Annotated in this window: 20 protein-coding genes; 8 read left to right on the top strand and 12 right to left on the bottom strand. The window is 70.5% G+C overall.

Going from position 1 to position 22,125, the window contains the following annotated elements:
- Positions 1-299: 299 nt before the first annotated feature.
- Complete coding sequence (locus AB0I79_RS40105; protein ID WP_357884980.1) at positions 300-620, bottom strand: hypothetical protein; 321 nt, start codon at positions 618-620, stop codon at positions 300-302.
- 465 nt (positions 621-1,085) lie between these two features.
- Between AB0I79_RS40105 and AB0I79_RS40100 the strand changes: the two genes are divergently transcribed.
- A complete protein-coding gene (locus AB0I79_RS40100) occupies positions 1,086-1,520 on the top strand; it encodes a DUF6196 family protein (RefSeq protein ID WP_357884978.1) in 435 nt (144 codons plus the stop codon).
- A gap of 61 nt (positions 1,521-1,581) precedes the next feature.
- Here AB0I79_RS40100 and AB0I79_RS40095 read toward each other — a convergent pair whose 3' ends face one another.
- A complete protein-coding gene (locus AB0I79_RS40095) occupies positions 1,582-1,938 on the bottom strand; it encodes a nuclear transport factor 2 family protein (protein ID WP_357885192.1) in 357 nt (118 codons plus the stop codon).
- Positions 1,939-2,134: 196 nt separating this feature from the next.
- Entirely contained in the window at positions 2,135-2,503 is a 369-nt protein-coding gene (locus AB0I79_RS40090) for a helix-turn-helix domain-containing protein (protein WP_357884976.1), read from the bottom strand.
- 87 nt (positions 2,504-2,590) lie between these two features.
- Between AB0I79_RS40090 and AB0I79_RS40085 the strand changes: the two genes are divergently transcribed.
- On the top strand, positions 2,591-2,785 hold the full coding sequence (locus AB0I79_RS40085; RefSeq protein WP_357884974.1) for a hypothetical protein: 195 nt from the start codon (positions 2,591-2,593) through the stop codon (positions 2,783-2,785).
- 157 nt (positions 2,786-2,942) lie between these two features.
- Here AB0I79_RS40085 and AB0I79_RS40080 read toward each other — a convergent pair whose 3' ends face one another.
- Together AB0I79_RS40080 and AB0I79_RS40075 are read right to left on the bottom strand one after the other, a co-directional pair.
- The gene (locus tag AB0I79_RS40080; protein WP_357884972.1) at positions 2,943-4,103 is read right to left on the bottom strand and encodes an epoxide hydrolase family protein; all 1,161 of its coding nucleotides are present in this window, start codon (positions 4,101-4,103) and stop codon (positions 2,943-2,945) included.
- A gap of 67 nt (positions 4,104-4,170) precedes the next feature.
- A complete protein-coding gene (locus AB0I79_RS40075) occupies positions 4,171-6,381 on the bottom strand; it encodes an HAD-IA family hydrolase (RefSeq protein WP_357884970.1) in 2,211 nt (736 codons plus the stop codon).
- A 56-nt stretch (positions 6,382-6,437) separates the two neighbouring features.
- On the opposite strand from AB0I79_RS40075, the gene AB0I79_RS40070 reads away from it, so the two are divergent.
- Positions 6,438-7,646, top strand: coding sequence for an ROK family transcriptional regulator (locus AB0I79_RS40070; protein ID WP_357884968.1), 1,209 nt, complete (start codon positions 6,438-6,440; stop codon positions 7,644-7,646).
- 188 nt (positions 7,647-7,834) lie between these two features.
- Here AB0I79_RS40070 and AB0I79_RS40065 read toward each other — a convergent pair whose 3' ends face one another.
- On the bottom strand, positions 7,835-9,298 hold the full coding sequence (locus AB0I79_RS40065; RefSeq protein WP_357884966.1) for an MFS transporter: 1,464 nt from the start codon (positions 9,296-9,298) through the stop codon (positions 7,835-7,837).
- Between the two features lie 134 nt (positions 9,299-9,432).
- Here AB0I79_RS40065 and AB0I79_RS40060 point away from each other — a divergent pair, with 134 nt between their 5' ends.
- On the top strand, positions 9,433-9,786 hold the full coding sequence (locus AB0I79_RS40060; protein WP_357884964.1) for a helix-turn-helix domain-containing protein: 354 nt from the start codon (positions 9,433-9,435) through the stop codon (positions 9,784-9,786).
- Positions 9,787-9,901: 115 nt separating this feature from the next.
- A complete protein-coding gene (locus AB0I79_RS40055; protein WP_357884963.1) occupies positions 9,902-10,699 on the top strand; it encodes an endonuclease/exonuclease/phosphatase family protein in 798 nt (265 codons plus the stop codon).
- Positions 10,700-10,813: 114 nt separating this feature from the next.
- Here AB0I79_RS40055 and AB0I79_RS40050 read toward each other — a convergent pair whose 3' ends face one another.
- From AB0I79_RS40050 to AB0I79_RS40030, 5 genes are all read right to left on the bottom strand, one after another.
- Complete coding sequence (locus AB0I79_RS40050; RefSeq protein WP_357884961.1) at positions 10,814-11,713, bottom strand: NmrA family NAD(P)-binding protein; 900 nt, start codon at positions 11,711-11,713, stop codon at positions 10,814-10,816.
- Positions 11,714-11,798: 85 nt separating this feature from the next.
- A complete protein-coding gene (locus AB0I79_RS40045; protein ID WP_357884959.1) occupies positions 11,799-12,779 on the bottom strand; it encodes a zinc-binding dehydrogenase in 981 nt (326 codons plus the stop codon).
- A gap of 306 nt (positions 12,780-13,085) precedes the next feature.
- Positions 13,086-13,571, bottom strand: coding sequence for a MarR family transcriptional regulator (locus tag AB0I79_RS40040; protein WP_357884957.1), 486 nt, complete (start codon positions 13,569-13,571; stop codon positions 13,086-13,088).
- A gap of 581 nt (positions 13,572-14,152) precedes the next feature.
- Positions 14,153-16,543: a pentapeptide repeat-containing protein gene (locus tag AB0I79_RS40035; RefSeq protein ID WP_357884955.1), complete on the bottom strand. Its 2,391-nt coding sequence runs from the start codon at positions 16,541-16,543 to the stop codon at positions 14,153-14,155.
- 250 nt (positions 16,544-16,793) lie between these two features.
- Entirely contained in the window at positions 16,794-17,711 is a 918-nt protein-coding gene (locus AB0I79_RS40030; protein ID WP_357884953.1) for a DMT family transporter, read from the bottom strand.
- Positions 17,712-17,784: 73 nt separating this feature from the next.
- On the opposite strand from AB0I79_RS40030, the gene AB0I79_RS40025 reads away from it, so the two are divergent.
- A complete protein-coding gene (locus AB0I79_RS40025) occupies positions 17,785-18,717 on the top strand; it encodes a LysR family transcriptional regulator (RefSeq protein ID WP_357884951.1) in 933 nt (310 codons plus the stop codon).
- 255 nt (positions 18,718-18,972) lie between these two features.
- Here the strand turns inward: AB0I79_RS40025 and AB0I79_RS40020 are convergent, their stop codons facing one another.
- On the bottom strand, positions 18,973-19,485 hold the full coding sequence (locus AB0I79_RS40020) for a hypothetical protein (protein ID WP_357884949.1): 513 nt from the start codon (positions 19,483-19,485) through the stop codon (positions 18,973-18,975).
- A gap of 166 nt (positions 19,486-19,651) precedes the next feature.
- Here AB0I79_RS40020 and AB0I79_RS40015 point away from each other — a divergent pair, with 166 nt between their 5' ends.
- Both AB0I79_RS40015 and AB0I79_RS40010 read left to right on the top strand, forming a co-directional pair.
- Positions 19,652-20,767, top strand: coding sequence for a mandelate racemase/muconate lactonizing enzyme family protein (locus tag AB0I79_RS40015; RefSeq protein WP_357884947.1), 1,116 nt, complete (start codon positions 19,652-19,654; stop codon positions 20,765-20,767).
- The gene (locus tag AB0I79_RS40010) at positions 20,754-21,668 is read left to right on the top strand and encodes a MurR/RpiR family transcriptional regulator (protein ID WP_357884945.1); all 915 of its coding nucleotides are present in this window, start codon (positions 20,754-20,756) and stop codon (positions 21,666-21,668) included. Before AB0I79_RS40015 ends, AB0I79_RS40010 begins: the two co-directional genes overlap by 14 nt.
- Positions 21,669-22,125 lie beyond the last annotated feature (457 nt).

Below are 22,125 nucleotides of genomic sequence, written 5' to 3'. Positions count from 1 at the left end.
AGGAGGCCGTCAGAGTCGCTCTCATAGATATCTACGTACTTCATTATGAAGGAAGAGAATAGTACGTACTTCTATACTTTCCAATCCCTGCTCAGCACACACGCTCCTGCGGATCGATGCTCATCTTCAGTTGTCAAGCGAAGTCGGCCGCTGTAGACCGTGCGGGATCGGGGATGCTGACGTCATCCGTACAGTGCTGCGCAAGGCGGGACGGCGGGAGTTCCAGCGAGCGCCATGACGGGTTCGCCGTCGAGTGCGGGACGGCTCGTGACTCGGTGGTCTACCGGGTGGCGTGGGGGTCAGCGGGTACGCCGGCGCTGGACGGGGTCGGCTTCGGCGGTGATGCGGGCGGAGGTCTCTTCGCCGAGTCGCACGTCGTGGCCGAGGCTGGCCAAGTGCTGGTGGAAGCTCTTGGCTTGCCGTTCGGGCGTGCTGCGCCCGGCCTGGGCGAGATGTCGGAGCGCCGAGTGCCGCAACTGGTGCAGGGTCCAGCCTTGCCGGTGTGGGTCAAGTGTGGCCGAGGCGTCTTGCAGGTACTCGGCGCGCGGGTAGGACAGCCGACCGCGCCGTCGGCGTCGCTCGGCCGCCAGGACCGATGTATCCAGGGTGTGCGCGTCCATGATGCGCAGATGGAGAGCCGGTCCAGATCCTCGCGCCGTTCGCCGGTCAGCAGGTGTGCCACCTTCTCCCAGGTCAGCGCGGTGGCGCTGGTCCGGGCGGCGGCCACCATCTTGGCCAGCTCCGAGGGCCTGGGCGACTCCAACCGCGCGGGGCCGGGCCGAACAACGCGCATGCCCGTATGGACGGAGCGCAACCCGCGCTCCCCGAAGGCGGGGGTGACCTCGATCCGGCTGGAGATGTCAGCCGACGATGGTGCCACCTGGCGTGGCGTCCCGGCCCGCGAAGTAATCCGGCGGCACGCTGTCCTCCGGCCTCGGCTCGGCCGCCTCGCCCGCCCGGCCGCCTCGCCCGCCCGGCCGGATCGCGCCGGCATCACTCCACGAAGGGTGCTCGGCCGAGCCTGTCCGGGCGCCACTGCCAGGATGTCAGAGTGGATCAGCCACATGAATCGAGGAGGCTCACCCATGGTCAGCGTCAGTCTGGAGACCGCGGAGCAGACGGAAGCACGCCTGCGACGTGTGATCGCGGCGGCCGGGCTCGTCGTGCACAACGGCGTCTGGTGTTTCGAGGAGTCTCCGGCCGACCGCCCGCCGGCCCTTACCGGTGACACGCTGGCGGTGGTCCGGGACAACGAGAGCTGGAGCGCCCTGGTCCCGTTCACCCAGGAGCACGACGGTGCCGAACGATTCGGAGTCTTCTCCTTCCACTTCCCCGCCGATCTGGACAACAGTGGCTTCGTCGGCTGGCTGGCCACCCGTCTCAAAGTTCAGCTGGGAACAGGCGTGTTCGTCATCTGCGGCAGTAACCGTGCCAGCGGAGGAATCTACGACTACTGGGGCTGCCCCATCGACCTGGTGGACGACGCCCTCGCAGTCATCGAGGAACTACGTGCCGACTGACCTGATCCTTCGTGCACTCGCGCCAGGCAGCCCTGGCCCTCGTCTCGCATGACGAGTTGCGTCAGTGCTGTGGGCCTTCATAGAAGGCATGGACGCGGGCGGCGTGACCGTGCTCGTCCAGCTCGACGACGTCGAGAACACGGTTGCCGTTCTCACGCCGGTAGAGCAGTGCATAGCCGCCCGGGCTGGTCAGCAGCGCTTCCTCGGCGAAGGTCAGGTCCGGTGCCAGTTCCAGTCCGAGCTCGAAGTGCCTGCGCAGCTCTGCCTTGCCCTGCAGCCGGCCATCAGGACGTCCCCAGCGGCGCACCACGGTAGGGGCGACGAAGACAACGTCCTCCGCGTAGCAGGCCAAGATCGCATCGAGATCGCGTCGCTTCCACGCTGCCAGCCAAGCGTCGGCATGGGGTCGAGGATCCATATCCACTTTTTCTCCTACGGGTGCCTGCGTGACCCGACGGGGCCAGTTGCTGGACGGGGTAGAACGGGCAAGGACGGCCGCGACGGCTTCGCGCATGCCCGGGCCCGGCTGCCGAGTCACGGCGCCCCGGCCGAGAATGGTGCCCGTCGCCCGTCAGCATCGGTGCGGGACCACCCAAGAGGATCACCCCGCCTGATCAGCGCACATTCTCCGAAATCGAGGGACGGCCTGGCGACGGAGCGCCGTGCTGCGGCTCGGCCTCGGCGAGGCGCAGGATCGGATCGAGCAAACCAGGGAAGCGCCTGCTCAGATCGTCGCCACGCAGCCGGATGCGGCGGTGCCTCCCGTCGACGGCCATGCTGATCACCCCGGCCTCGCGCATGATCCGCCAGTGGTTGGACAGCGTCGACATCGGCACATCCAAGCCGTCGGCGAGAGCGGAGCAGGTCGACCCGGGGTCAGCCCAGGCGCGCCGCACCAGCTCCAGGCGCACCGGATCGCCGAGCGCGTGAAGCACGGGCGCGAGCGTCAACGTCTCGCGTGCGGGTTCGGGCAGCGGTCGCATGGTTCTACGCTACCGAATAGTTCGACATTTCGGAAATATCGAACTAACTCGTGCGGCGGCATCTGACGCCTCAGGAGAGGAACAGCGTTGACCGCACACGAAGACGCCGCGAAGGACGGTCCGTCCGGGGTCGCGAGCGCCCGACCACACCGGGCAGCATTGCTCACAGTGGCGTGCCTGGGCCAGTTCATGGTGCTGCTCGACAGCACGATCGTCGGCGCGGCGCTGCCCGAACGGCGGACACAACCCATCGACCCGCGGGCGGGCACGACGACGTCGTGACCCGCCCGGCTCGCGTCCACGCCCGGCCGCCGAAGGCCGGTCATCTGGGGCGCCGAGCGCAAGACAGGCCCGGCCCTGCGTCGCCGCAGTGCTTCGGCGCAGGGCCGGGATGCCCTCACGGCGGGACGGCCTGCTCGCCGCGGCAGCTGTTGTGCGGTCAGCGGAGCATGCGGAAGAAGGTGCGCAGTTCCTCGACGAACAGGTCGGGTTGCTCGAACGCGGCGAAGTGACCGCCCTTGTCCGGTTCGTTCCAGTGCAGGATGTTGGTGAAGCGCTTCTCGGCCCACCGCCGGGACGGCCGGGGGTTCTCCCTGGGGAAGATCGAGCATCCTGCCGGGACGGTCACCACGTCCGTCGTCCCGGCGGTGAAGAGCCGCTGGACGGCCTTGAAGCTCTCCCAGTACAGCCGGGCGGCGGACGCGCCGGTTCCGGGCAGCCAGTAGAACATGAGGTTGTCGAGGAGCTCGTCGCGGGTGAGGGCGGTCTCGGGGTGGCCGTCACCGTCGGTCCAGGACCGGAACTTCTCGATGATCCAGGCGGCCAGCAGTGCCGGCGAGTCGACGAGCCCGTAGCCGATGGTCTGCGGCCGGGTGGACTGCTCCAGGGAGTACCCGTCCTCGTCCTCCCGGCCTCGTTCCAGGTCGGCGATCGCGGCCTGTTCGGCGGGGGTGAGGTCGTCGAACGTGGCCGGATCCGGGGCCGCCAGCGGCGGGACGAGATGGATGCCCGCCACGTGGGCGGGATCCCGCAGGCCGATGAGCGTGGTGATGGTGGTGCCCCAATCGGAGCCCTGCGCGCCGTATCGGTCGTAGCCGAGGCGGGCCATCAGCTCGATCCAGGCGTCGGCGATCCGTTCGACGCCCCAGCCGCGGTGGTCCGGTTTGTCGCTGAAGCCGTAGCCGGGCAGGGACGGGCAGACGACGTGGAAGGCGTCGCGGGCGTCGCCACCGTGGGCCGTCGGGTCGGTGAGCGGCCCGATCACCTTGAGGAACTCCACGACCGAGCCCGGCCATCCGTGGGTCAAGACGATCGGCAACGCGTCCTCGTGCGGCGAGCGGACGTGCACGAAGTGGATCCCGAGGCCGTCAAGGGAGGTCCGGAACTGCGGAAACGCGTTCAGACGCCGCTCGGTGGCCCGCCAGTCGTACTCATCGGCCCAGTACCGGCACAACTCGCGCAGGTAGCCCAGCGGGACGCCCTGCGACCAGTCGCCGACCGTCTCCTTCTCGGGCCACCGCGTGCGCCGCAGCCGCTCGCGCAGGTCGGCCAGTACGGGCTCGGGGATGTCAAGACGGAACGGGGTCACGTGGTCGGACATGCTGCCTTCCTCGTCGGATCATTCGGTGGCGAGCAGGGGAGCGGCCTCTGGCGTCCGCTCGCGGCGGTCATCCTTCGGCCAGGAGGAGCGCCTGCTGCGGAGCGAGGCGGACGTAGCCGGTCCTCGGCCGGTCGGGGGTGACGGTGGGATCGTCGGTGTCGAACACCGCCGGGGCCGGCAGGTGCAGATCGGCGGCCGGGGCGTCCCGGAGGTTCGCCACCGCCCAGAGCGTTCCCCGGCGGTGGGCGGTCACCGGTGCGGCGAGCACGGCTCTGCTCACGTCGTCGGTGGCGGCCAGCACGTGCGTCAGCCGGCGTCTGGTGGCCAGCAGCCGGGCGAGGGTGTTCAGGTGGGATGCGGGGTCGTCCTGCTGTGCCGCCACGGTCTCGTCGTCGCCGCGCGCGCCGTCGGGAAGCCACGGTTGCCCTGTGGTGAACCCCAGGCCCGGGCCGGGCCGCCATGGCATGGGGGTGCGCGCGGCGTCGCGGCTTTCCTCCGGCTGGGCCGCGCCGAGCGGGTCGGCGCCGTGGCCGAGAGGCACCCGCCCGTCACTCAGGCCGAGCTCCTCGCCCTGGTAGAGCCAGAACGTTCCCGGCAGCAACGCCATCAGCACGTGCAGCGCGAGCGAGCGGCGCCGTCCCCGGAGCCCACCGCCGAACCGGGTGACGGCGCGGGAACGATCATGGTTGCCCTGCACCCAGGACAGCCGCGGCGACGCCATCACAGCGGCCTCGATCATGGTGTCGATGCGGTCGGCGTCCCAGGCGGTCTCCACCAGCCCGAACCAGAACGACGAGTGCAGCCGCTCGCCCTGCACGAAGCGTGCCAGCGCCCGGGGGTCGAGCTCGTAGACCTCGCCGACGAGGAAGGCGTCGTGCCGGTCGGCGATCCGCCGCCACCGCTCATGGACGGCGTGCACGCCGGGCTGGTGGATGTCGTGGCGATGCTCCTGGCGGCGCCAGTCCGTCGTCACTCCTCGCACCGGCAGCATCCGGCCGGCGGGCAGTTGCGGGTTGTCCCGCAGGTCAGCGTCCTTGACGAGGTAGCCGGCGGTGTCGATGCGGAAACCGTCCAGTCCGCGGCTCAGCCAGTACTCGGCGATCGCGTCGATCTCGGCGGCCAGCGCCGGGTTGCGCCAGTTCAGGTCGGGCTGTTCGGGACGGAACAGGTGCAGGTAGTACTGGCCGGTCGCCGGGCTGAACGTCCAGGCGGGCCCGCCGAAATGGGACAGCCAGTTGTTGGGCGGGCCGCCGTCCGGTGCCGGGTCGCGCCAGATGTAGTAGTCGCGGTGCGGGTCGGCCACAGAGGAGGAGGCGGCGACGAACCACGGGTGGGCGTCGCTGGTGTGGTTGACGACCAGGTCGCCGATCACCCGCATCCCGCGCCGGTGCGCCTGCGCCACCAGCCCGTCGAGGGCCGCCTGCCCGCCGAACGACGGATCGACGCTCCGGTAGTCGGCGACGTCGTAGCCGTGGTCGCGCATCGGCGAGCGGTAGAAGGGGGTCAGCCACACCACCTCCACCCCGAGCCGTTCCAGGTGGTCCAGACGCGCGCTCGCCCCGGCCAGGTCTCCCCAACCGTCACCGGTGCTGTCCGCGAACGACGGAAGGTACACCTGGTAGCCCACGGCGTCGCGCCACCACGGCCGGACCCGCGAGCGCTGCAGCAGGTGGGCCAGCCGGCCAAGGCCGGGCAGGGACAGGTCGCCGTCCAGTCCCCGCAGCGCCGCGGTCGGCATGCCCGCCGCCCGGCCCGCGGCCAGCCCCGGCTCGGAGTCCTCCACCACCAGGCAGGCGGACGGTGCGATCCCGAGGCGGCGCGCGGCCTCCAGGTAGCCCTCCGGGTCGGGCTTGCCCGCGCCTACGTCGTCGATCGTCAGCAGAACCGGCGGATCGATCCCCGCCGCGTGCAGGCGCGCCTTGGCCAGCCGCCCGTCGGCGCTGGTCACCACGGCCCACGGCAGTTCGAGCCGGTCCAGCGTGGCGAGCAGGAAGCGCGCGCCGGGCGCTGCCGTGACGTCCGCCAGGTCCTCGTACTGCAGGGCGTGCTGCCGCTGCGCCGCCGCCAGGACCGCCTCGTCGTCCAGGGCGGGAAGCAACCGCCGGACCGTACGCGCGGCCGGGCTCCCATGGGCGACGGCGAGCACCGCGCCGGGGTCGACGCCGTACTCCTCGGCCCAGATCGACCAGGCACGCTCGACCGCGGCGTCCGAGTCCACGAGAGTGCCGTCCATGTCCAGCAGGACCGCTTCGATCCGCCCGAGATCCGTTCGTGGCACAGTGTCCCCCCTTCGATTAAACTCGTGGATCGAGCATAAACGAAGGGGAACGACACATGGCAACCCCACGCAACCGGGCCGGGTCCGTGCGGGCCGCGGATCTCCGCTGGCGCGGCGCGCTGGCCGTGCTGGACGAGATGCGCCGCGCGCCGGGAGTGACCAGGGCGGCCGTCGCGCGGCGACTCGGTCTCAGCACCGGCTCGGCCACGGAGATCACCTCCCGGCTGCGCGACCTCGCCCTTCTCGCCGAGACCCCTGCCGCCACGACATCTCGCGGCCGTCCGACGAGCGTGCTCACCCCCCACCCGGACGGGCCCCTCGTCATCGCCGTGGACCTGCGGCAGGAGGACTGGCGATGCGCGGTCGCGTCGCTCGACGGAAGGCCCGGCATCGCGGAGAGCGGGACGCACCGCAGCCGCGCCCCCGAGCAGGTGATCGACACGGTCGCCCAGGCGGTGCGACGCCTGCACCACCGTTACGGCCAACGCGTCCGGGCGATCTCCGTGGCGATCGCCGCGACGGTGCAACACGGCAAGGTCGTCCAGTCCGCCGTGCTCGGCTGGGACGCGGTGGACCTGGCGGCGCTGACGAGCGATCCGCGCACGCCGCTGCTCATCGGCAACGACGCCACCCTCGCAGGACTCGCCGAGGCCCGGCAGGGCGCCGCGGCGGGAGCGGCGAGCGTCCTGCACATCACCGTGGAAGTGGGCGTCGGCGGCACCCTGGTCATCGACGGCCGGCCCATGCACGGAGCGACAGGCGCCGGCGGGGAGTTCGGTCACCTTCCGTTCGGCGATCCCGATCTGCGCTGCCCCTGCGGTGCCCGGGGCTGCTGGGACCTGGCGGTCGACGGCCGCGCGATCGCGCGCCATCTCGGCGAGCCCCCGCCCCGCGATCCCCGCACGTACGCCGAGCAGGTCCTTGCCCGCACCCCGGCGGACCCGGCCGTCCGGGCCGCCATCGGCCGCACCACCACCGGACTGGCCCATGGCCTCGCCGGGTTGATCAACGCCCTGGATCCCGCCGTCGTCACGTTGGGCGGCCTGGCGGAGTCACTCCGGGCTGCGACCGAGCCGCAGTTCACCGCTGCCCTGGCCGACGGCCTCATGCGCTTCCGCCGCCCGCACCCGCCTCCCGTGCTCGCCGCCGCCCTCGGCCGCGACGGGGCACTGCACGGGGCGGTGGTGACCGCACTCGACCATGTCCTCACCGAAGACGGCCTGGCCGCCTGGGCGGCTCTGCACTCCTCCCGCTCCCCGGCATAGCACATCAGCCACCTTGGGCCATGATCTTTTCTGGTGCGGCTTCCACGACGTCCTGGGCTCAACAACGTTCTCCTGGAGTATGCCGAGAGCGGGCGACCGCCGATGCGGTGGATCGGCAGGCGTCCGGAGCACCTGCGGGCAGTGCCGGGTGCTCCGGACGTCGTCGTCGTTGGCCGTGTTCGTGGCGGTCAACCGGTGATCATGGGGGATCCGTCGCTCGGCGCGGTGTCGCGGCTGGGGCGTGACAAGGTGAGCGTGATGAGCAGGCCGGCGATCATCCCGGCCGCGGTGAACAGGACGACGAGGAACGCGCCGTCGGCCGTGGCGGCGAGCAGAGCCTGGCCGGTCTTGCCCTCGGTGCCGAGGTCGGCGATGACGGTGAAGACGGCCAGGCCGATGGCGTTGCCGATGTTGAGCGCCGTGGAGGCGATGCCGTTGGCCACGCCCTGCTCGCGGGCGGGGGTGCCGGTGGCGGCGGCGATCCACATGGCGGTCCAGACGATGCCCTGGCCGACGCCGGAGACGATGAGGCCGGGAACCAGCAGGCCGTAGGAGGCCTCGGTGTCGAAGCCGCGGGCGAGGACGGCGGTGCCTGGCACGCCGATGGCGAAGCCGATCAGCAGGGTGGCGCGGGTGCCGATCCGGGTGGCCAGCCGCTCGCCGGCCTGGGTGCCGGCGGCGATGGCCAGCGAGGGAATGAGGAAGGCCAGCCCGGTCTGCAGGGCGCTGTAGCCGTGGATGCTCTGCATCAGCACGGTCAGGAAGTACGGCAGGACGCCGAAGGTGGCCATGTAGATGAAGGTCACCAGCATGCCGACGGTCAGGCTGCGGTTGCGGAACAGCCGGAAGGGCATGAGCGGGTCGGCGCTGCGCGCCTCGACCAGCGCGAAGATCACCAGCAGGGCGGCGGCCAGCACGAAGGCGCCGACCACCAGGGGGCTGCCCCAGCCCAGCTCGGGCCCCTCGACCAGGGCGAAGACCAGCAGGGTCGATCCGCCGGTGACGCTGAGCGCGCCGGGGATGTCGAATCTGCGTCGCTCTGTTCGGGCCGGGTCGCGGGGGATGACGGCAAGGGCGGCCAGCGCGACCAGCCCGGCCAGGGGCACGTTGACGAAGAAGACGGCGGGCCAGCCGAAGTGCTGGGTGAGCAGGCCGCCGAGCAGCGCGCCGATGGTCAGGCCGCTGGCGCCGGCGCCGCCCCAGACCGCCAGCGCCCGGTTGCGCTGCGGGCCCTCGGCGAACAGGCTGTTGAGCAGTGCCAGCGTGGAGGGCAGCAGCAGCGCTCCGCCGATGCCCTGGATCGCGCGGGCGGCGATGATGACGGCCGGGCTTGTGGCCAGCCCGCCGGCCAGCGAGGACACCGCGTACAGGGTCAGGGCCAGCACGAAGATGCGGCGGCGGCCGAGCAGGTCGGCCGCCCGGCCGCCGAGCAGCAGGAAGCCGCCGGCGAAGACGACGTAGGCGCTGACCACGAGTTGCTGGGTCTGGCCGGGGAAGCCGAGGTCGGCGCCGATCTGGGGGAGCGCGACGAACACGATGTTCAGGTCGAGCGCGTAGATGAGCTGGGCCAGGGCGAGCAGCGCCAGGGTCCAGCCGAGTCGCGGCTTGGCGACGCCCGGGGATGGTGCGGGCGGCGCGGTGGGTGTGGACATGGATCGCCCTTCGGAGGGAACCGGTGGCGGGCATGCGGCGGCCCGCCCCACGAAACGACTGTACGTAGATATACGTACAGTCGAACTATGCCACAGCGCGGTCGATTGTTCGATAATCCCGGTACAATTGGACCATGACCTTCCGTCATCCCGACCGCGACCAGATCCGGATCGAAGACGTGCTGTCGGCACTGGGGAACCCCGTGCGCCTGGCCGCCGTCCGCCTGCTCGCCGCCGGCGGCGAGCACAACTGCACCAGCGTGCTGAACACGCTGGGGATCACCGCGAAGTCCACCATGACCCATCACTGGCGGGTGCTGCGCGACAGCGGCGTCATCTGGCAGCAGCCCTCGGGCCGGGAGAACCTGCTCGTCCTGCGGCGCGAGGACCTGGACGCCCGCTATCCCGGGTTGCTCGACGCCATCCTGTCCGGCGCCCGCACCGACGCCGCCCTCGATCGCGGCGACCGCACCGGATCGGCCGCCTGACCGGCCTGCCGCCCCCTCCTCTTCGCGCGCCCGGCGTCGAGCCCACCTGCTCCAGGGCGCCCACACCGGCCGCCCTCGGCTGCCGGGGGCCGGCCTTGATCTAGGGTTCGTAGCCGTGCGAATCATCTCTCTCAACGCCTGGGGAGGCGCGATGTTCGACCGGCTCGCCCCCTGGCTCGACAACTGCGACGCCGACATCCTGTGCCTGCAGGAGGTGACGCGCACCCCGGGTGCCGGCGGCTGGACGCGCTTCGACGACCCCGAGCGGTCGCTGCCGCAGCGAGCGGACCTGCTCGCCGACGTGCGCTCGCGCCTTCCCCGCCACCTCGGCCTGTTCACGGCGAGCGACTCAGGATCGGTCCTGGACCGGGAACGCGGTTCGCGCCGCCAGGACTTCGGCCTCGCCACCTTCGTCGCCGAGACGTTCCCGATCGTCGGCATGCGATCGGCGTTCGTGCACGGCCGCTACGCCGAGCACCACGACGGATGGCCTGCCGACGGGCGGCCCCGCGCCGCTCTGGCCGTACGCGTCTTCGACCGCCGGGCGCGACGGTTCGTCACCGTCGTCAACCTCCACGGCCTGCGGGACGCCCGGGGGAAGACCGACACCCCGGCCCGCCGCGCCCAGGCCGAACGGCTCGCCGACCTCGTCACCGGCGTCCGCGAGGACGGCGATCTGACGGTGGTGTGCGGTGACTTCAACGTGCTGCCCGACAGCGAGACGTTCGGCATCCTCGCCAAGCTCGGCCTGACCGACCTGGTGCGCGACGCTGACACCAGGACCTCGCGCTACCCCAAGCCGGTACGTCATGCGAGCTACCTGCTCGTCTCCGACCTCGACGCCGTCCGGCGCTTCGAGATCGCGACCGCGCCCGAAGTGTCGGACCACCGGGCCCTGATGCTCGAGGTGTAGCACGCGTCGCGCGCCGTCGCGTTCGGGCTTCTGCGGCGGGCCTGGCATGGTGTCGGCCGATGGCAGGCCGGTACGCGGTCCACCGGTTGTGACCGAGTACCGGCCTGCGTCGCGTCAGAGCGCGGGTGCGGTGACGCGTACGAAGTCGGTCAGCGGCAGGGGCGTGACCTGCGGGTACCTCGCGTTGTCCAGGCTGTCGAACTTGGCCTTGCCGCTCACCATGCACCACTGGTACTGCAGCGCCACGTAGTCGAACGGGTTCCGCGTTTGTGCCGCCTGACGGGTGATCTCCGCGCGCAGGTCGTCGGCGGTGCCGAGGTGGCGCAGCCGCAGCGTACGGCCGGAGCCGCGCTGGACCGCTTCGTGGAACTGACGCATCGACATGACCTCACCGGCGAAGCGCAACGTGCCGGTGGCGGCCGGGTCGAGGGCGACGGCGGCGGTGTAGGCGGCGGTGTCGGCCACCGAGGTCAGGTCGAGCGGCTGGTCGGGGTCTCCCCAATGGGACAGTGTGCCCTGCTCCCAGTCGATGAGCCCCATGAAGCCGGTCATCACCTCGTAGAAGGCTCCGTTGAGCACGGAGACCACGTCAAGGCTGGTGCCGGCGTACGCGGCGGCGGCCTGCCGACGCCAGTCGATCATGAAGTTGTCGCCGTCGTCCAGCTTGGTCAGGTCGAAGGCGAAGTCGGACGGGATGAACCGCCGGGCGCCGGCCTTCTCCGCGGCGCGCACGAGGTTGGCCTGCCCGTCCACGATCACCTCGGGACCGCCCTGGACGGCCGAGACCACGGTCGTGGCGTCGCCGACGGCCTCGGCGAGTTGCCCGGCCGGATCGGTGATGTCGCCCTCGACCAGCTCCACGCCGCCGCCTCGCAGGGCGGCCTTCTTCTCCTCGCCGGTGCCGGGCCGCACCAGGGCCCTCACAGGGGTGCCCTGGTCGAGAAGGGCTTGGACGATCTGGCCGCCGAGCAGCCCGGTGGCGCCGGCCACAAAGATCTTGGGGAAAGAGGACATGAGAGGTGAACTCCTTGCTAGTAACTAACTTGAACGTTCGCCCTCAGGCCCATGACGGGCCGGAGAGGGCGTTTCAGGGATTCGGTCAGGGGATGAGCAGGGTCTTGCCGACGGTGCCGCGCGCCTCGATGGCGGCATGCGCGTCGGCTGCCCGCTCCAGAGGGAAGCTTTGGCCGATCACCGGCGTGAGATGTCCCGCCGCGGCCAGTTCCAGGACCTCGGTCACCAGGTCACGGGCCAGGGCGGGCCTGCTCCAGATGAGACCCGCGCTGAATCCGGTCAGGGTCAGGCCCCGGCCGATGAGTTCCATGGGCCGGACCTCCAGTGGCGTGCCGCTGGAGAGGCCGAACGCGATCTGGCGTCCGGCGCCCGGGGCGAGCAGCTCGAACGATTCTCGTCCGAGCGCTCCGCCGACAGGGTCGAAGACCACGTCCATCGAGCCGCCCGCGGCGTCACGAGCCCGGCCCGTCCAGCCGGGGAGCGTGTAGTCCACCACGTGGTCGGCACGCAGCCTGCTGAGCAGCGCGAGCTTGTGCTCCCCCCGCGCCGCCGCGACGACCGTCGCCCCGGCCCGCTTGAGCAACTGCACCAGGACCGTGCCGACGGCACCCGCGGCCGCCAGCACCAGGACCCGGTCACCGGCGGCCACGCGGGCTGCGCTGATCAGGCCCTGGGCCGTGGCGCCGTACCGGTAGAGGGCGACGGCCTCGGGCAGGCCGATGCCGTCCCTGATCGGGATGAGGGTGCCGGCGGGGACGACGGCGGTCTCGGCATACCCGCCCAAGCCCGTGGTGCTGGCCAGGACCCGCGCGCCGATCAGGGCGGGATCGCCACCGGGACCGACCTCGGCGACCAGTCCGGCGATCTCCTTGCCGAGGATCACCGGCAGCGGCGCGCCGCCGAGCGCGCCCCGCATCGTCCCCGCCCGGACCTGCGTCTCCAGGAACTGCACGCCGACCGCGGCCACCCGCACCGCGACCTCGCCTGCCGTCGGCCTCGGTGCGGGGACGTCCGCGACGCGCAGTTGGGCAGGGGGCCCGAATTCGTGCAGCAGAACGGCACGCATGTGACATCACATCCTTGATGGAAAGGCAGTAGGGGAGTGCGCGACGACGGGGGCGTGCAGATGGCTGCGCCGCGCTCGGACGCGCAGGAGCCGGGGCCGGTGGCGCCCACGCCAGCCCGGACCCGGGCCGATGAAAGTCGGCCGCCCCGGATGGAGGTGCGGCGACGTGTCGAGGATGGCAGGTGGCGTGTGGCAGCACGACGCCACGAGCCGAGAGGGCGTGGAGCAGCGGCGGCACCGGACTTCTACGCGGCCGCAGGGGGGTCTACGTTCCGGCGCGGACGGGACGACGGAACCGTGCTGGGCTCATTGCCCCTTCTTGATCGCTTCGCTGAGCGCGCCGAGGCTCGCGGCCAGTTGCTCGATGTCACCCGCCTCCCACTCCGCCAGCAGGGCGGCGACGGCGGCCGTGCGCGCCTTCCAGAGTTTGCTGATGGCGAGCTTCCCCGCCCGCGTGACGCTCACCAGTTGTGCCCGGGCATCGGCCGGATCGGGCCGGCGCTCGATGAAGCCGCGCGACTCCAGGCGTTTGGCCGGAGGCGACAGGGTGGACTTGTCCACCTCCATCAGCTCCGCCAGGACCGACAGCCGCACCGGCGCGTGCAGCGACACCTGGGCCAGCAGGGTGTAGTCACCCAAGGACAGCTCCAGCCCGGAGGATGCCATGATCTTGCGCCGCGTGGCCGGAGCGAACATCCAGTTGCCCACCGTCGCCAGCGCTGCCGCCACTGCGTCGACGGACTCACGCTGCGGGCGGGAGAGACCGTCCTTGCCGGCCGACACGTGTTCCATCCTCACACCGTCCCCAGAAGGTTGGTTTGATAAAACCAACTATCTCGCATGAGGGGACTCCATGCAAGTGCATGGGCCCTCGACCTCCAGACGCCTGTGCGACCCCGGCGAGTGCGCGGCGGCAGGGTGCGGCCGGCGCGTTCGGCCTGGACGATCCGCCTGTCGGCGAGGGCCGGCGGGGCGTCGCCACAGGAGCCCCAACGGGAGCGACCGGCGTCAGCGGCGAGTTCGGGCACCTTTCATTCGGCGATCCCGGCCTTCGCTGCCCCGGCGGCGCCCGGCACAGTTGGCACCTACCGTCGACGGCTGCGCCATCGCCCGCCGTCTCGGGTGAGCTCCACCCCCGTGACCTACGCCGAGCAGGCCCTTGCCCGCATCCCGGCGGATCCGACCGCGCAGGCCGCCATCGGCCCGCACCACCACCGACCTTCCCCATGGCGCCGCCGAATTGAACAACGCCATGGGCCCCGGCCTGACGCCGCGCAGCAAGGTCATTGTCAGGCTGCGCCGAGCCGCGCGGCACCGACCGGCGACGCCATTCGTGAAGCGTCCGGTGCCGGGAGGGCAGTCACCACGCGGTGCTACGGCGGGTCGGTGATCGCGCCGTCCAGGCCGGTGCGTTTGAGATCCAGCGTGCTCAGGTCGCATCCGCGCAGGTCGACATCGGTCAGGTCGCACTCGCGGAACGAGGTGTGGTCGAGGGTCGCACCGGTGAGGACGGCACCGGTCAGGGTCGCCGGCTGCATCATCGCAGCGCCCAGCCGGGAGAAGGCGACGGTCGCGTTGACCAGCTCGCTGAAGCCGAACCCCGTCCTGGTGAGGTCAGCGCCGGCCAGGTTCGCGCCGGTCAGGTCGGCTCCGGAGAAGATGGCGCCGCGTACGGAGACGCACGACAGGTTCGCGCCGGTGAGATCAGCGCCGGCGAAGACCATCTGGTCGAGGTTCAGCCCGCGCAGATCGGCGCCGGAAAGATCGAGTTCCTCGTCCGCGTTGTCGGCACGCCACTGGTTGAAGGCGGTCGGCCCCTGTCGCAGGATCTCGATGACCTCCGCATGGGGACCGTCGCCGCCGTGGACGTCGAGCGCGGCGATGTCGTCCCGTGCGATGGGGAGTTCCGCGGCGAGCCTGTCATCGCCCGGATACGCCTCGAGCATCGCCTCCACCATCGCGAGGCGAGTACCGAGCAGTCTGCGGGCGTTGTCACGATCGCCGTCGCGGCCGGCCAGGCCGGCGAGGCGTTGAAGGGCCAGGGAGGCGTCCACGGCCGTCTCCGGGGTCGGACTCGCCTGGAAGAGACGGGTACGAATCATGGAGCACTCCTGCCAGATCTCGTACTCCTTCTCCTTGTGCTCCGGCAGATCGAGCGCCCGGTACACCTGGCCGAGGTGCTGCAGCGAGCCGGCGAGCCGCTGGTCTGCCTCCATGAAAGTCGGGTGCTCGGCCGCGAGCTCGTGGTAGACGTCCACGGCGGCCGTGAGCACGGCCTCGGCGGCGGGCAGGTCGCCGGCGGCGAACCGGGCCTGGCCGCAGGTGTCGTACGCGGCGCCGAGGGTGAATCTGGCCTCGTCGCGCTGCGGGTGGGTGGGGGCCCACTCCTTGACGGCGGCCAGTGACCGCTCGGCCACCTCTCGCGCGGCGCGCGGGAAGCCGTGCCGGATCAACGCGGCGACCAGGCGGTCGCGGATGTGACGATGGAAGGGCGCGGGCACGCACGGCACGACCTCACCCAGGAGCGCCATCACCCCGTACTCGGTGTCCGCCTCCATGCTGTCGGCGATGTCCAGAGGGAACTTCACCAGGTCACTGAACCCCTGGACCGCGATCAGATGCCGGCAGACCGCGACGAAGTCCTCGAAAACGCCGTCTTCGTGCGTCCGGGTGTAGTGCATGTTCATGGCGCGTTCGTGACGGTCGGCGACCGCCGGGCCTTGGAGCGGCGCCAGCAGGTCCGCGATCCAGCGATCGGTGAAGTAGACGGTCTCGCCGTCCCAACCCTCCCACGCGTTGAGCAGTCCGAGCTCGGCGAGCCGGCTCGCGGCGGCCCGCGTACTGTTGATCGCCGCCCGCTTGGGCTTCGGCCGCCGTCTCAGGTCCGGCCTGCTGGTGTCGCAGGCGACGGCCAGATCGTGTGCGGTGACGGGGACCATGGAGATCGCGGCCTGGAGCAGGATCTCGCGCTGTTGCGCCGTCAGGTCGGCCATGACCAGGCCGAGCGGCGCGGCCCCGGGGGTCACGGCCGCCAGCCGGGGCCCTACGCCCCCCGGGTTCGCCGAGAGCCAGGCGTCGAGCAGGTGCAGGGACCGTGGATGAGCGGCGGCCGTGCGGACCACCCGCTCCGTGGTGAACGGATCCAGTGTGGACAGGAAGGGCAGTCCGGCCGCCAGTTCCGTTCCCGCGTCGAGGTTCGCCGGGCCCAGACGTAAGGTCCCGAGCCGGTCGGCCACGGCCGGCGGCAGCGGCACCCGGCTGGTCACCAGCACACGGCCACGGTCGGCGGCCTGGCAAAGCCGCTCGAACACCTCACCGAAGCCCGGGTCCAGGAAGCCTGTGCCGTCGAGATTCTGGCCGAGGTCGTCGAAGAGCAGGACGAGGGAGGAGCTCTTCAGCAGCCGGCACGTCACGTCGAACATCGCCTCGTCCGACGGGGCCAGGCCGACGGCCCCCATCAGTCCCCGTTGTTCCGGGGAGAGCTCCCCACCCCAGCTCAGAAAGGCCTCTGTGACACCTCGGAACAGCGTGCGCGGAGCCCATTTGCCCACCATGACGGCCACTCCGAAGCCATCGGCCCGAAGCCGCCCGAGCACCTGACGAGCCAGGGCGCTCTTGCCCATCCCCGCTCCGCCAGTGATCACCAGCCCTGCGGGGCCTCCGGCCAGCATGGTCAGCGCGGCCCGCACGTCGGACTCTCTGACCAGACCAGGCGATCCGAGCCGGCGCACCTCAGGGCTCAGGTTTGCTTCTGCCTTCACCATCGTCCTCCAGCAGGTATCACGAATTTGACCGATCAAGCCACCATCCGAACGGGACGGATGGGGGCGGCGACTGAGCACCGCCCTGTCCTTCCGGGACGGAAGCGTCATGGTGCCCTCTCCGGCGTGACCTTTCCCGGGCGGCTGTCGGTGGCGACGACTCATCGCCATGTGCGGCCTGACAAGATGTCGCCACGATGTGATCCGCTACCGCCGTTGCGCACGGAAGCGGCAGGCGTTGTCCGTCCGCCGATTACTTCTCGGCCTCGTCGAGGAGGGGAGAGGATGGCTCCGGAACAGCGGCCTGACGTGCCGTGTGCCGGTGGATCAGGATGACGCCGGCCATGCTGATCAGTCCGCCGACGAGTTCGATCGGGCCGGGTATCTCTCCCAGCCACACGAACGCCACCGCGATGGCGATCGGCGGGACCAGATACAGGGCTGCCGTGGACTGCGCGATGGTGTACCGGGCGACCGCGTACCCCCAGGTGACGAAGCCGAGCGCGGATGGCAGCAGGCCGAGGTAGAGGGTGGACACGGCGGCATCGGCCGGGGCATCGAGCAGGTCGCGCACGGCACTGGGCGCCAGCGGGGCCAGGAACAGCGTGCCCGCCCACATCGCGTAGCAGGCGACCTCCAGGCCGGTGTACCGCTTCAGCAGCGGCTTGGTGGCGAAATGGTAGACGCCTTGCACGACAGCCGCCGCGAGGATCACCAGCGCGCTGGTGGTGACCTGCGCGGAGCCGGCGGCGTAGGCGATGAGCGCCACACCGGCCAGGGCCGTGACGGTGCCGGCCACGATGGCCGCCGAGAGGCTTTCACCGAGGAAGATCGAGGCCAGCAGCACACTGAACACCGGCGCGGTGGCGATGAGCAGGCTGGCCGTCCCGGCCGGAACATGCACCTCGCCCCAGTTGAGCAGCAACTGGTAGGCGCTCATCCCGGTGACGGCGCACAGCGCGATCAGCGGAAGGTCGCGCCGGTCCGGCAGCCGGACCCGCAGGAGCGGGCTGACCAGGGCCAGCGCGACGGAGGCGACGGCCAGCCGCCAGAACGACAGCCCACCGACGCTCAGGCCATCGACGCCGACCCGGATGGCGGGAAAGGCCGACGCCCAGAGCACAACCGTCGAGACCAGGGACGTCAGGCGCAGTGAGATCGGTGGCTTCACCCTCGGCAGCATTCAGCCTAGGATCAGAAAGGTCCAGTTACACTTTTCTCTCAAATCGAGAAGGATCGCTTACGTGTTGGATCTCCGTCGCCTGCGCCTCCTGCGTGACCTGCAGATCTACGGCACCGTGACAGCAACGGCCGAGGCCCGGCACCTCAGCGGACCGGCGGTGTCCCAGCAACTGGCCGCGCTGGAACGCGAGGCCGGACTACCGCTGCTGGAAAAACAGGGACGCCGGTTGCGGCTCACCCCGGCGGGCCACCTCCTGGCCGAGCACGCCGAGGTCATCCTCGGGCAGCTCGCCACCGTCGAGGCCGACCTGCGTGCGTTTCAGGAGGGAGGCCAGGGCCTGGTCCGGCTGGCGGTGTTCTCCTCGGCCGCCCGGGTGCTGATGCCCCGCCTGTGGCGACGGATGCCGGCTGACGGCGCACCCGCGCCGGAGTTGCGCATCACCGAGTGCGAGCCCGACCCGGCGGCCGAGGCGCTGCGCCGCCGGGAGGTCGACATCGCCATCGTCCACGCCTACAGCCTGCTGCCACGTGAGCTACCGCCCGGATGCCGCCAGCACCACCTCATGGACGAGCCCGTGCTGCTGGCCCTGCCCACCGCCCTCGCCTCCAGCCGCGGGCTGAGCCCCGGGCAGCCGGTCCACCTGGCCGACTTCGCACACGAGCACTGGCTGATGCCCGGCACCGAGACCTCCTGCCACGAGATGACCCGCCGGGCCTGTGGGGCGGCCGGTTTCGTGCCCCGTCCGATCGTGACCGCCAACGACTTCTCCGTGCTGAGTGCGCTGGTGGCCGCCGAGGCCGGGATGGCGCTCATCCCCCGCATGGCACTGCCCCGCGACACCGAGGGGATCAGCCTGCACCCGCTGGCGGAACGCCTCGACCGCACGGTGGCGGCCTACACCCGGACCGGCGACGCCCGCCTGCCACGGGTCGGGCTCGTACTGGAGGCACTCCGCAGCGCCGCAGCGGACGTGACGGACACAACGGACGAGTAGAGGACACTCCGTGCGATCGTCGCAAGACGACGTACGGCGGAACAAATCGATCACTTGCCCCATATGGGCTGGCTACCAGACCGCCTGTACCTCGGAGCGGAGAGACGCGCGGCCGGCGATCACCGTGATCCATCTGCAACGCCGCAGCCTGGGCGGCATGCTCGGTCACGCACTGGACCACCAGCTGTGGGAATACGCGCATCTCTGTTCGCAAGTAAGTGAACCTGACGCTAAAGGCTGACCTGGGCGTCAAGGTCAAACGCGATGCTTCATCCTCAGGGTCTGAATATCTGGAGCCTCGGCGCGGAGGCCGTATGCGATGAGGTCAACGAGTGGATCCGCACCAGCGGCGCCTACGACCAGGTCGCCGACGTCGAGGCCGCTGTCCGGCAGCCCGCCGGTCCTGACTCGCTGCGCCCCGAGTGCGACTCGGGCGACGGCATCCACCTCAACGACGCCGGCTACGAAGCCCTCGCCCAGGCGATCGCCCTCCGCGCCCTGTGGCCGGTACCGTTGAGCCGGACGAACGGTCCGTCCCCGACCGCGCGGCCGGTCAGGACGGCCGATGGGCGCCTCCGTGCTGTCCACGAGCTCGCATGCGCGCACCGGAGCGTTGGAGACGCGGGCCCAGATACCGGCGATGCGGTCGTCATCGGAGACGTTGAGTTCGATCACCGCGGTCTGCCGGGGACCGATCACACGGGGATCAATGGTGAAGGCGTTGCCCTCCTGGCCCTGCGGCCCCCGGAGGAACCGCCAGGATCGCACTTGGACCTCTACTCGGTGTCCGCGCGACTTGCCTTCAACGTAGCTCTCCGTCCCCCTGTGGGGAAACACATTCGTGTTCTATATTGCGATCTGACACAGTTGTGTTCTGCGCGCATCCGCTCCGAGCGGACGGAAGCGGGCCGAGCCCATGCGACAGGTGGGATGAGTGAAGATCACAGACATCCGGACGCGGTATCTCAGGCTGCCCTCCCCGGCAGTGTCCGGTGACAACCTGCAGGATTTGCTGATCATCGAGGTGCTGACCGACGAGGGGATCATAGGACTCGGTGAGGTGCACACCAACCCGGACGCCGCTCGCGCGATCATCGACGGCTCGGGGTATCACACCTCGTCACGCGGGCTGCGAGAGATCCTCGTCGGCGAGGATCCAGGGGAGATCGGCCGTTTGTGGGACCGGATGTACGCGCTGACCCAGTCCTATGGGCGGCGGGGCCTTGCCGTGCATGCCATCAGCGGCATCGACATCGCCCTGTGGGACATCCTCGGCAAAGCTCTCGGCAAGCCCGTCTATCAGGTGCTCGGATCGGTTCGGCGAACGTCGGTGCCCGCCTATGCCAGTGACCTGACGCCGCCAGGCCATGACGAGGCGATCCAGACCGCCCGCCGGCACGTCGATGCCGGCTTCCGCGCGGTCAAGCTGGGCTGGGGGGCGCTCGGCAGCGATATCGCCGCCGACATCGAGCTGGTCCGGCGGCTCAGGGAGGCGGTCGGCCCGTCCATCGACCTCATGGTCGATCTGGGCATGCCGGTCGCCCTCGACGATGCGATCCGGCTCGGCCGCGCGCTTGCCGACTACGGCGTCTACTTCCTGGAGGAGCCGCTGTCCCCGGACGATCTGGACGGCTGGCGGCGGCTGGTCGACCAGTCGCCGACGCCGGTGGCGTGCGGGGAGAAGGAGACCACCCGCTACGGGTTCCGCGACCTGATGGAGCGGGGCGGGCTGCGGATCGTCCAGCCCGACGTCGCCCGGGCCGGCGGCATCACCGAATGCCTGCGCATCGCGGCCCTGGCCGAGCTGCACCGGGTCCGGGTCATTCCGCACTGCTGGAGCTCCGACATCCTCGTGGCCGCCACCATGCACCTGATCACCACGTTGAGCGACTGCCCCTACCTCGAATACAACGCCATGGAGCAGCCGTTGCGTACCCAGCTGATCACCGAGCCGATCCGTCCCCGTGACGGCATCGTGCATGTGCCGGAAGGTCCCGGACTCGGCATCGAGCTGAACGAAGAGGTCGCTGGGCGCTATGAAATCCGCTGAACCTCACGATCACCACCGCCGGCGTTCCGCGGACGGTTCCCGGTCTCCGCAGGCGGTGCGGGCTCTGGAGAGCGCCCTGCCTGCGCTGTCCGGTAAGAAGAGGCAGGCCGCGGAGTACTTTCTCGCCCATCCCGAACAGGTCGCCTTCGGCTCGCTGCGCAAGACCGCGCTGGTGGCCGGCGTGAGTACGGGACTCGTGGCCAAGCTTCTGAGGGACCTGGGCTACCGATCGTATGAGGTGTTCAAAGGAGATTTTCAGGAGTGGGTGACCGGAACCCGCGATTACTTCAGCACGGCGGCCAAGGCGGCGGCGCACGGCCCGCCGGCCGGAAGATCGCTGCTGGACAGCATTGCCCAGCGTGATGCGGCCAACATCAGCCAGACGAACACAGCAGCCAACCGGGACCGTCTGCGCATTGCCGCAGGACACGTCAAGCAGGCCCGGAAGGTGTACGTTCTCGGCCTGCGGGCGGCGCACTGCATCGCGGTCCATCTGGCTTACCAGCTCGATTTCCTGCGCGAGAATGTGATCCCGCTGGACGACGCCCATGGGACGCTGGTCGATCAGATCTGCGATTTCACCCAGCAAGACCTTCTCATCGTGGTCTCCTACCATCCGTACACAGCGGTCACCGTGAGCACCGCGCGGCACGCGGCCGCGCAGGGCACGACCGTTGTCGCACTCACTGATCACGCCGAATCCCCGGTGTCCGACCTTCCCGGAGCCGTCCCGCTGACGTTCGCCGTGGCCAGCCCCTGGATGTACAACTCGATCACCTCGGGCTTCGTGCTCGCACAGGCTCTGGTCGCCGAAACGCTCGCTCTGCTCGGAGACAGCGCGCTGCGCCGCGTCAACGATCGAGACCGGCTTCTCACCCGGTTCTCAACCTTCGTCCGATGATGTCCTCCTGCGTCGGAGACCGGCTCTGAGGCAACTGGCAGTTCGGCGGGCACTCCTGACGCCGAAGACTCGATGCCTGATGCCCCGCTCGGCGCCGACCCGCTCGGGGCATCCGACCCAGGCGCCCGGGACGGAAGCGACCCCCGGCCCGTGATCGCGAATCCCGTCACATCGGGATTCGCGAGCCTGCACGCCACGGTGAAGGATGCCGACGGCGCCGGTCTCACACAGACGGTCAGCCGCGCGTACGCCGTCGGCTGACCGAGGCTGTCACTCGCGCCGGTGCCGGGGCTCGGCCGACCGGGACCGTTCCGTCAAGGCGAGACTCGACTCCTCCGCCGAGGACTCGACTCTGCCTGACGGAACCACGGTGATCGTCGATCCCGTGGACGGCGGGATGGCTGCTGCGCTTCGGCTCGTTTCTCGATGTCGAGGCCGGCCATGGCGAATGGCGGGA

The sequence above is a fragment of the Nonomuraea sp. NPDC050202 genome (genome assembly GCF_040656115.1).
Lineage (GTDB): Bacteria > Actinomycetota > Actinomycetes > Streptosporangiales > Streptosporangiaceae > Nonomuraea.
Note: the sequence above shows the minus strand (reverse complement) of the source record. Positions and strands in the feature narration are given on the sequence as shown.

What these genes read in the sequence shown, in the direction of transcription:
- AB0I79_RS40100 (WP_357884978.1), top strand. Translation starts at nt 1,086, where the DNA reads ATGGTCAGCGTCAGTCTGGAGACCGCGGAGCAGACGGAAGCACGCCTG.
- AB0I79_RS40090 (WP_357884976.1), bottom strand. Translation starts at nt 2,503, where the DNA reads ATGCGACCGCTGCCCGAACCCGCACGCGAGACGTTGACGCTCGCGCCC.
- AB0I79_RS40010 (WP_357884945.1), top strand. Translation starts at nt 20,754, where the DNA reads ATGAAATCCGCTGAACCTCACGATCACCACCGCCGGCGTTCCGCGGAC.
- AB0I79_RS40050 (WP_357884961.1), bottom strand. Translation starts at nt 11,713, where the DNA reads ATGTCCTCTTTCCCCAAGATCTTTGTGGCCGGCGCCACCGGGCTGCTC.
- AB0I79_RS40040 (WP_357884957.1), bottom strand. Translation starts at nt 13,571, where the DNA reads ATGGAACACGTGTCGGCCGGCAAGGACGGTCTCTCCCGCCCGCAGCGT.
- AB0I79_RS40105 (WP_357884980.1), bottom strand. Translation starts at nt 620, where the DNA reads ATGGACGCGCACACCCTGGATACATCGGTCCTGGCGGCCGAGCGACGC.
- AB0I79_RS40065 (WP_357884966.1), bottom strand. Translation starts at nt 9,298, where the DNA reads ATGTCCACACCCACCGCGCCGCCCGCACCATCCCCGGGCGTCGCCAAG.
- AB0I79_RS40070 (WP_357884968.1), top strand. Translation starts at nt 6,438, where the DNA reads ATGGCAACCCCACGCAACCGGGCCGGGTCCGTGCGGGCCGCGGATCTC.
- AB0I79_RS40035 (WP_357884955.1), bottom strand. Translation starts at nt 16,543, where the DNA reads ATGGTGAAGGCAGAAGCAAACCTGAGCCCTGAGGTGCGCCGGCTCGGA.
- AB0I79_RS40080 (WP_357884972.1), bottom strand. Translation starts at nt 4,103, where the DNA reads ATGTCCGACCACGTGACCCCGTTCCGTCTTGACATCCCCGAGCCCGTA.
- AB0I79_RS40045 (WP_357884959.1), bottom strand. Translation starts at nt 12,779, where the DNA reads ATGCGTGCCGTTCTGCTGCACGAATTCGGGCCCCCTGCCCAACTGCGC.
- AB0I79_RS40095 (WP_357885192.1), bottom strand. Translation starts at nt 1,938, where the DNA reads ATGGATCCTCGACCCCATGCCGACGCTTGGCTGGCAGCGTGGAAGCGA.
- AB0I79_RS40060 (WP_357884964.1), top strand. Translation starts at nt 9,433, where the DNA reads ATGACCTTCCGTCATCCCGACCGCGACCAGATCCGGATCGAAGACGTG.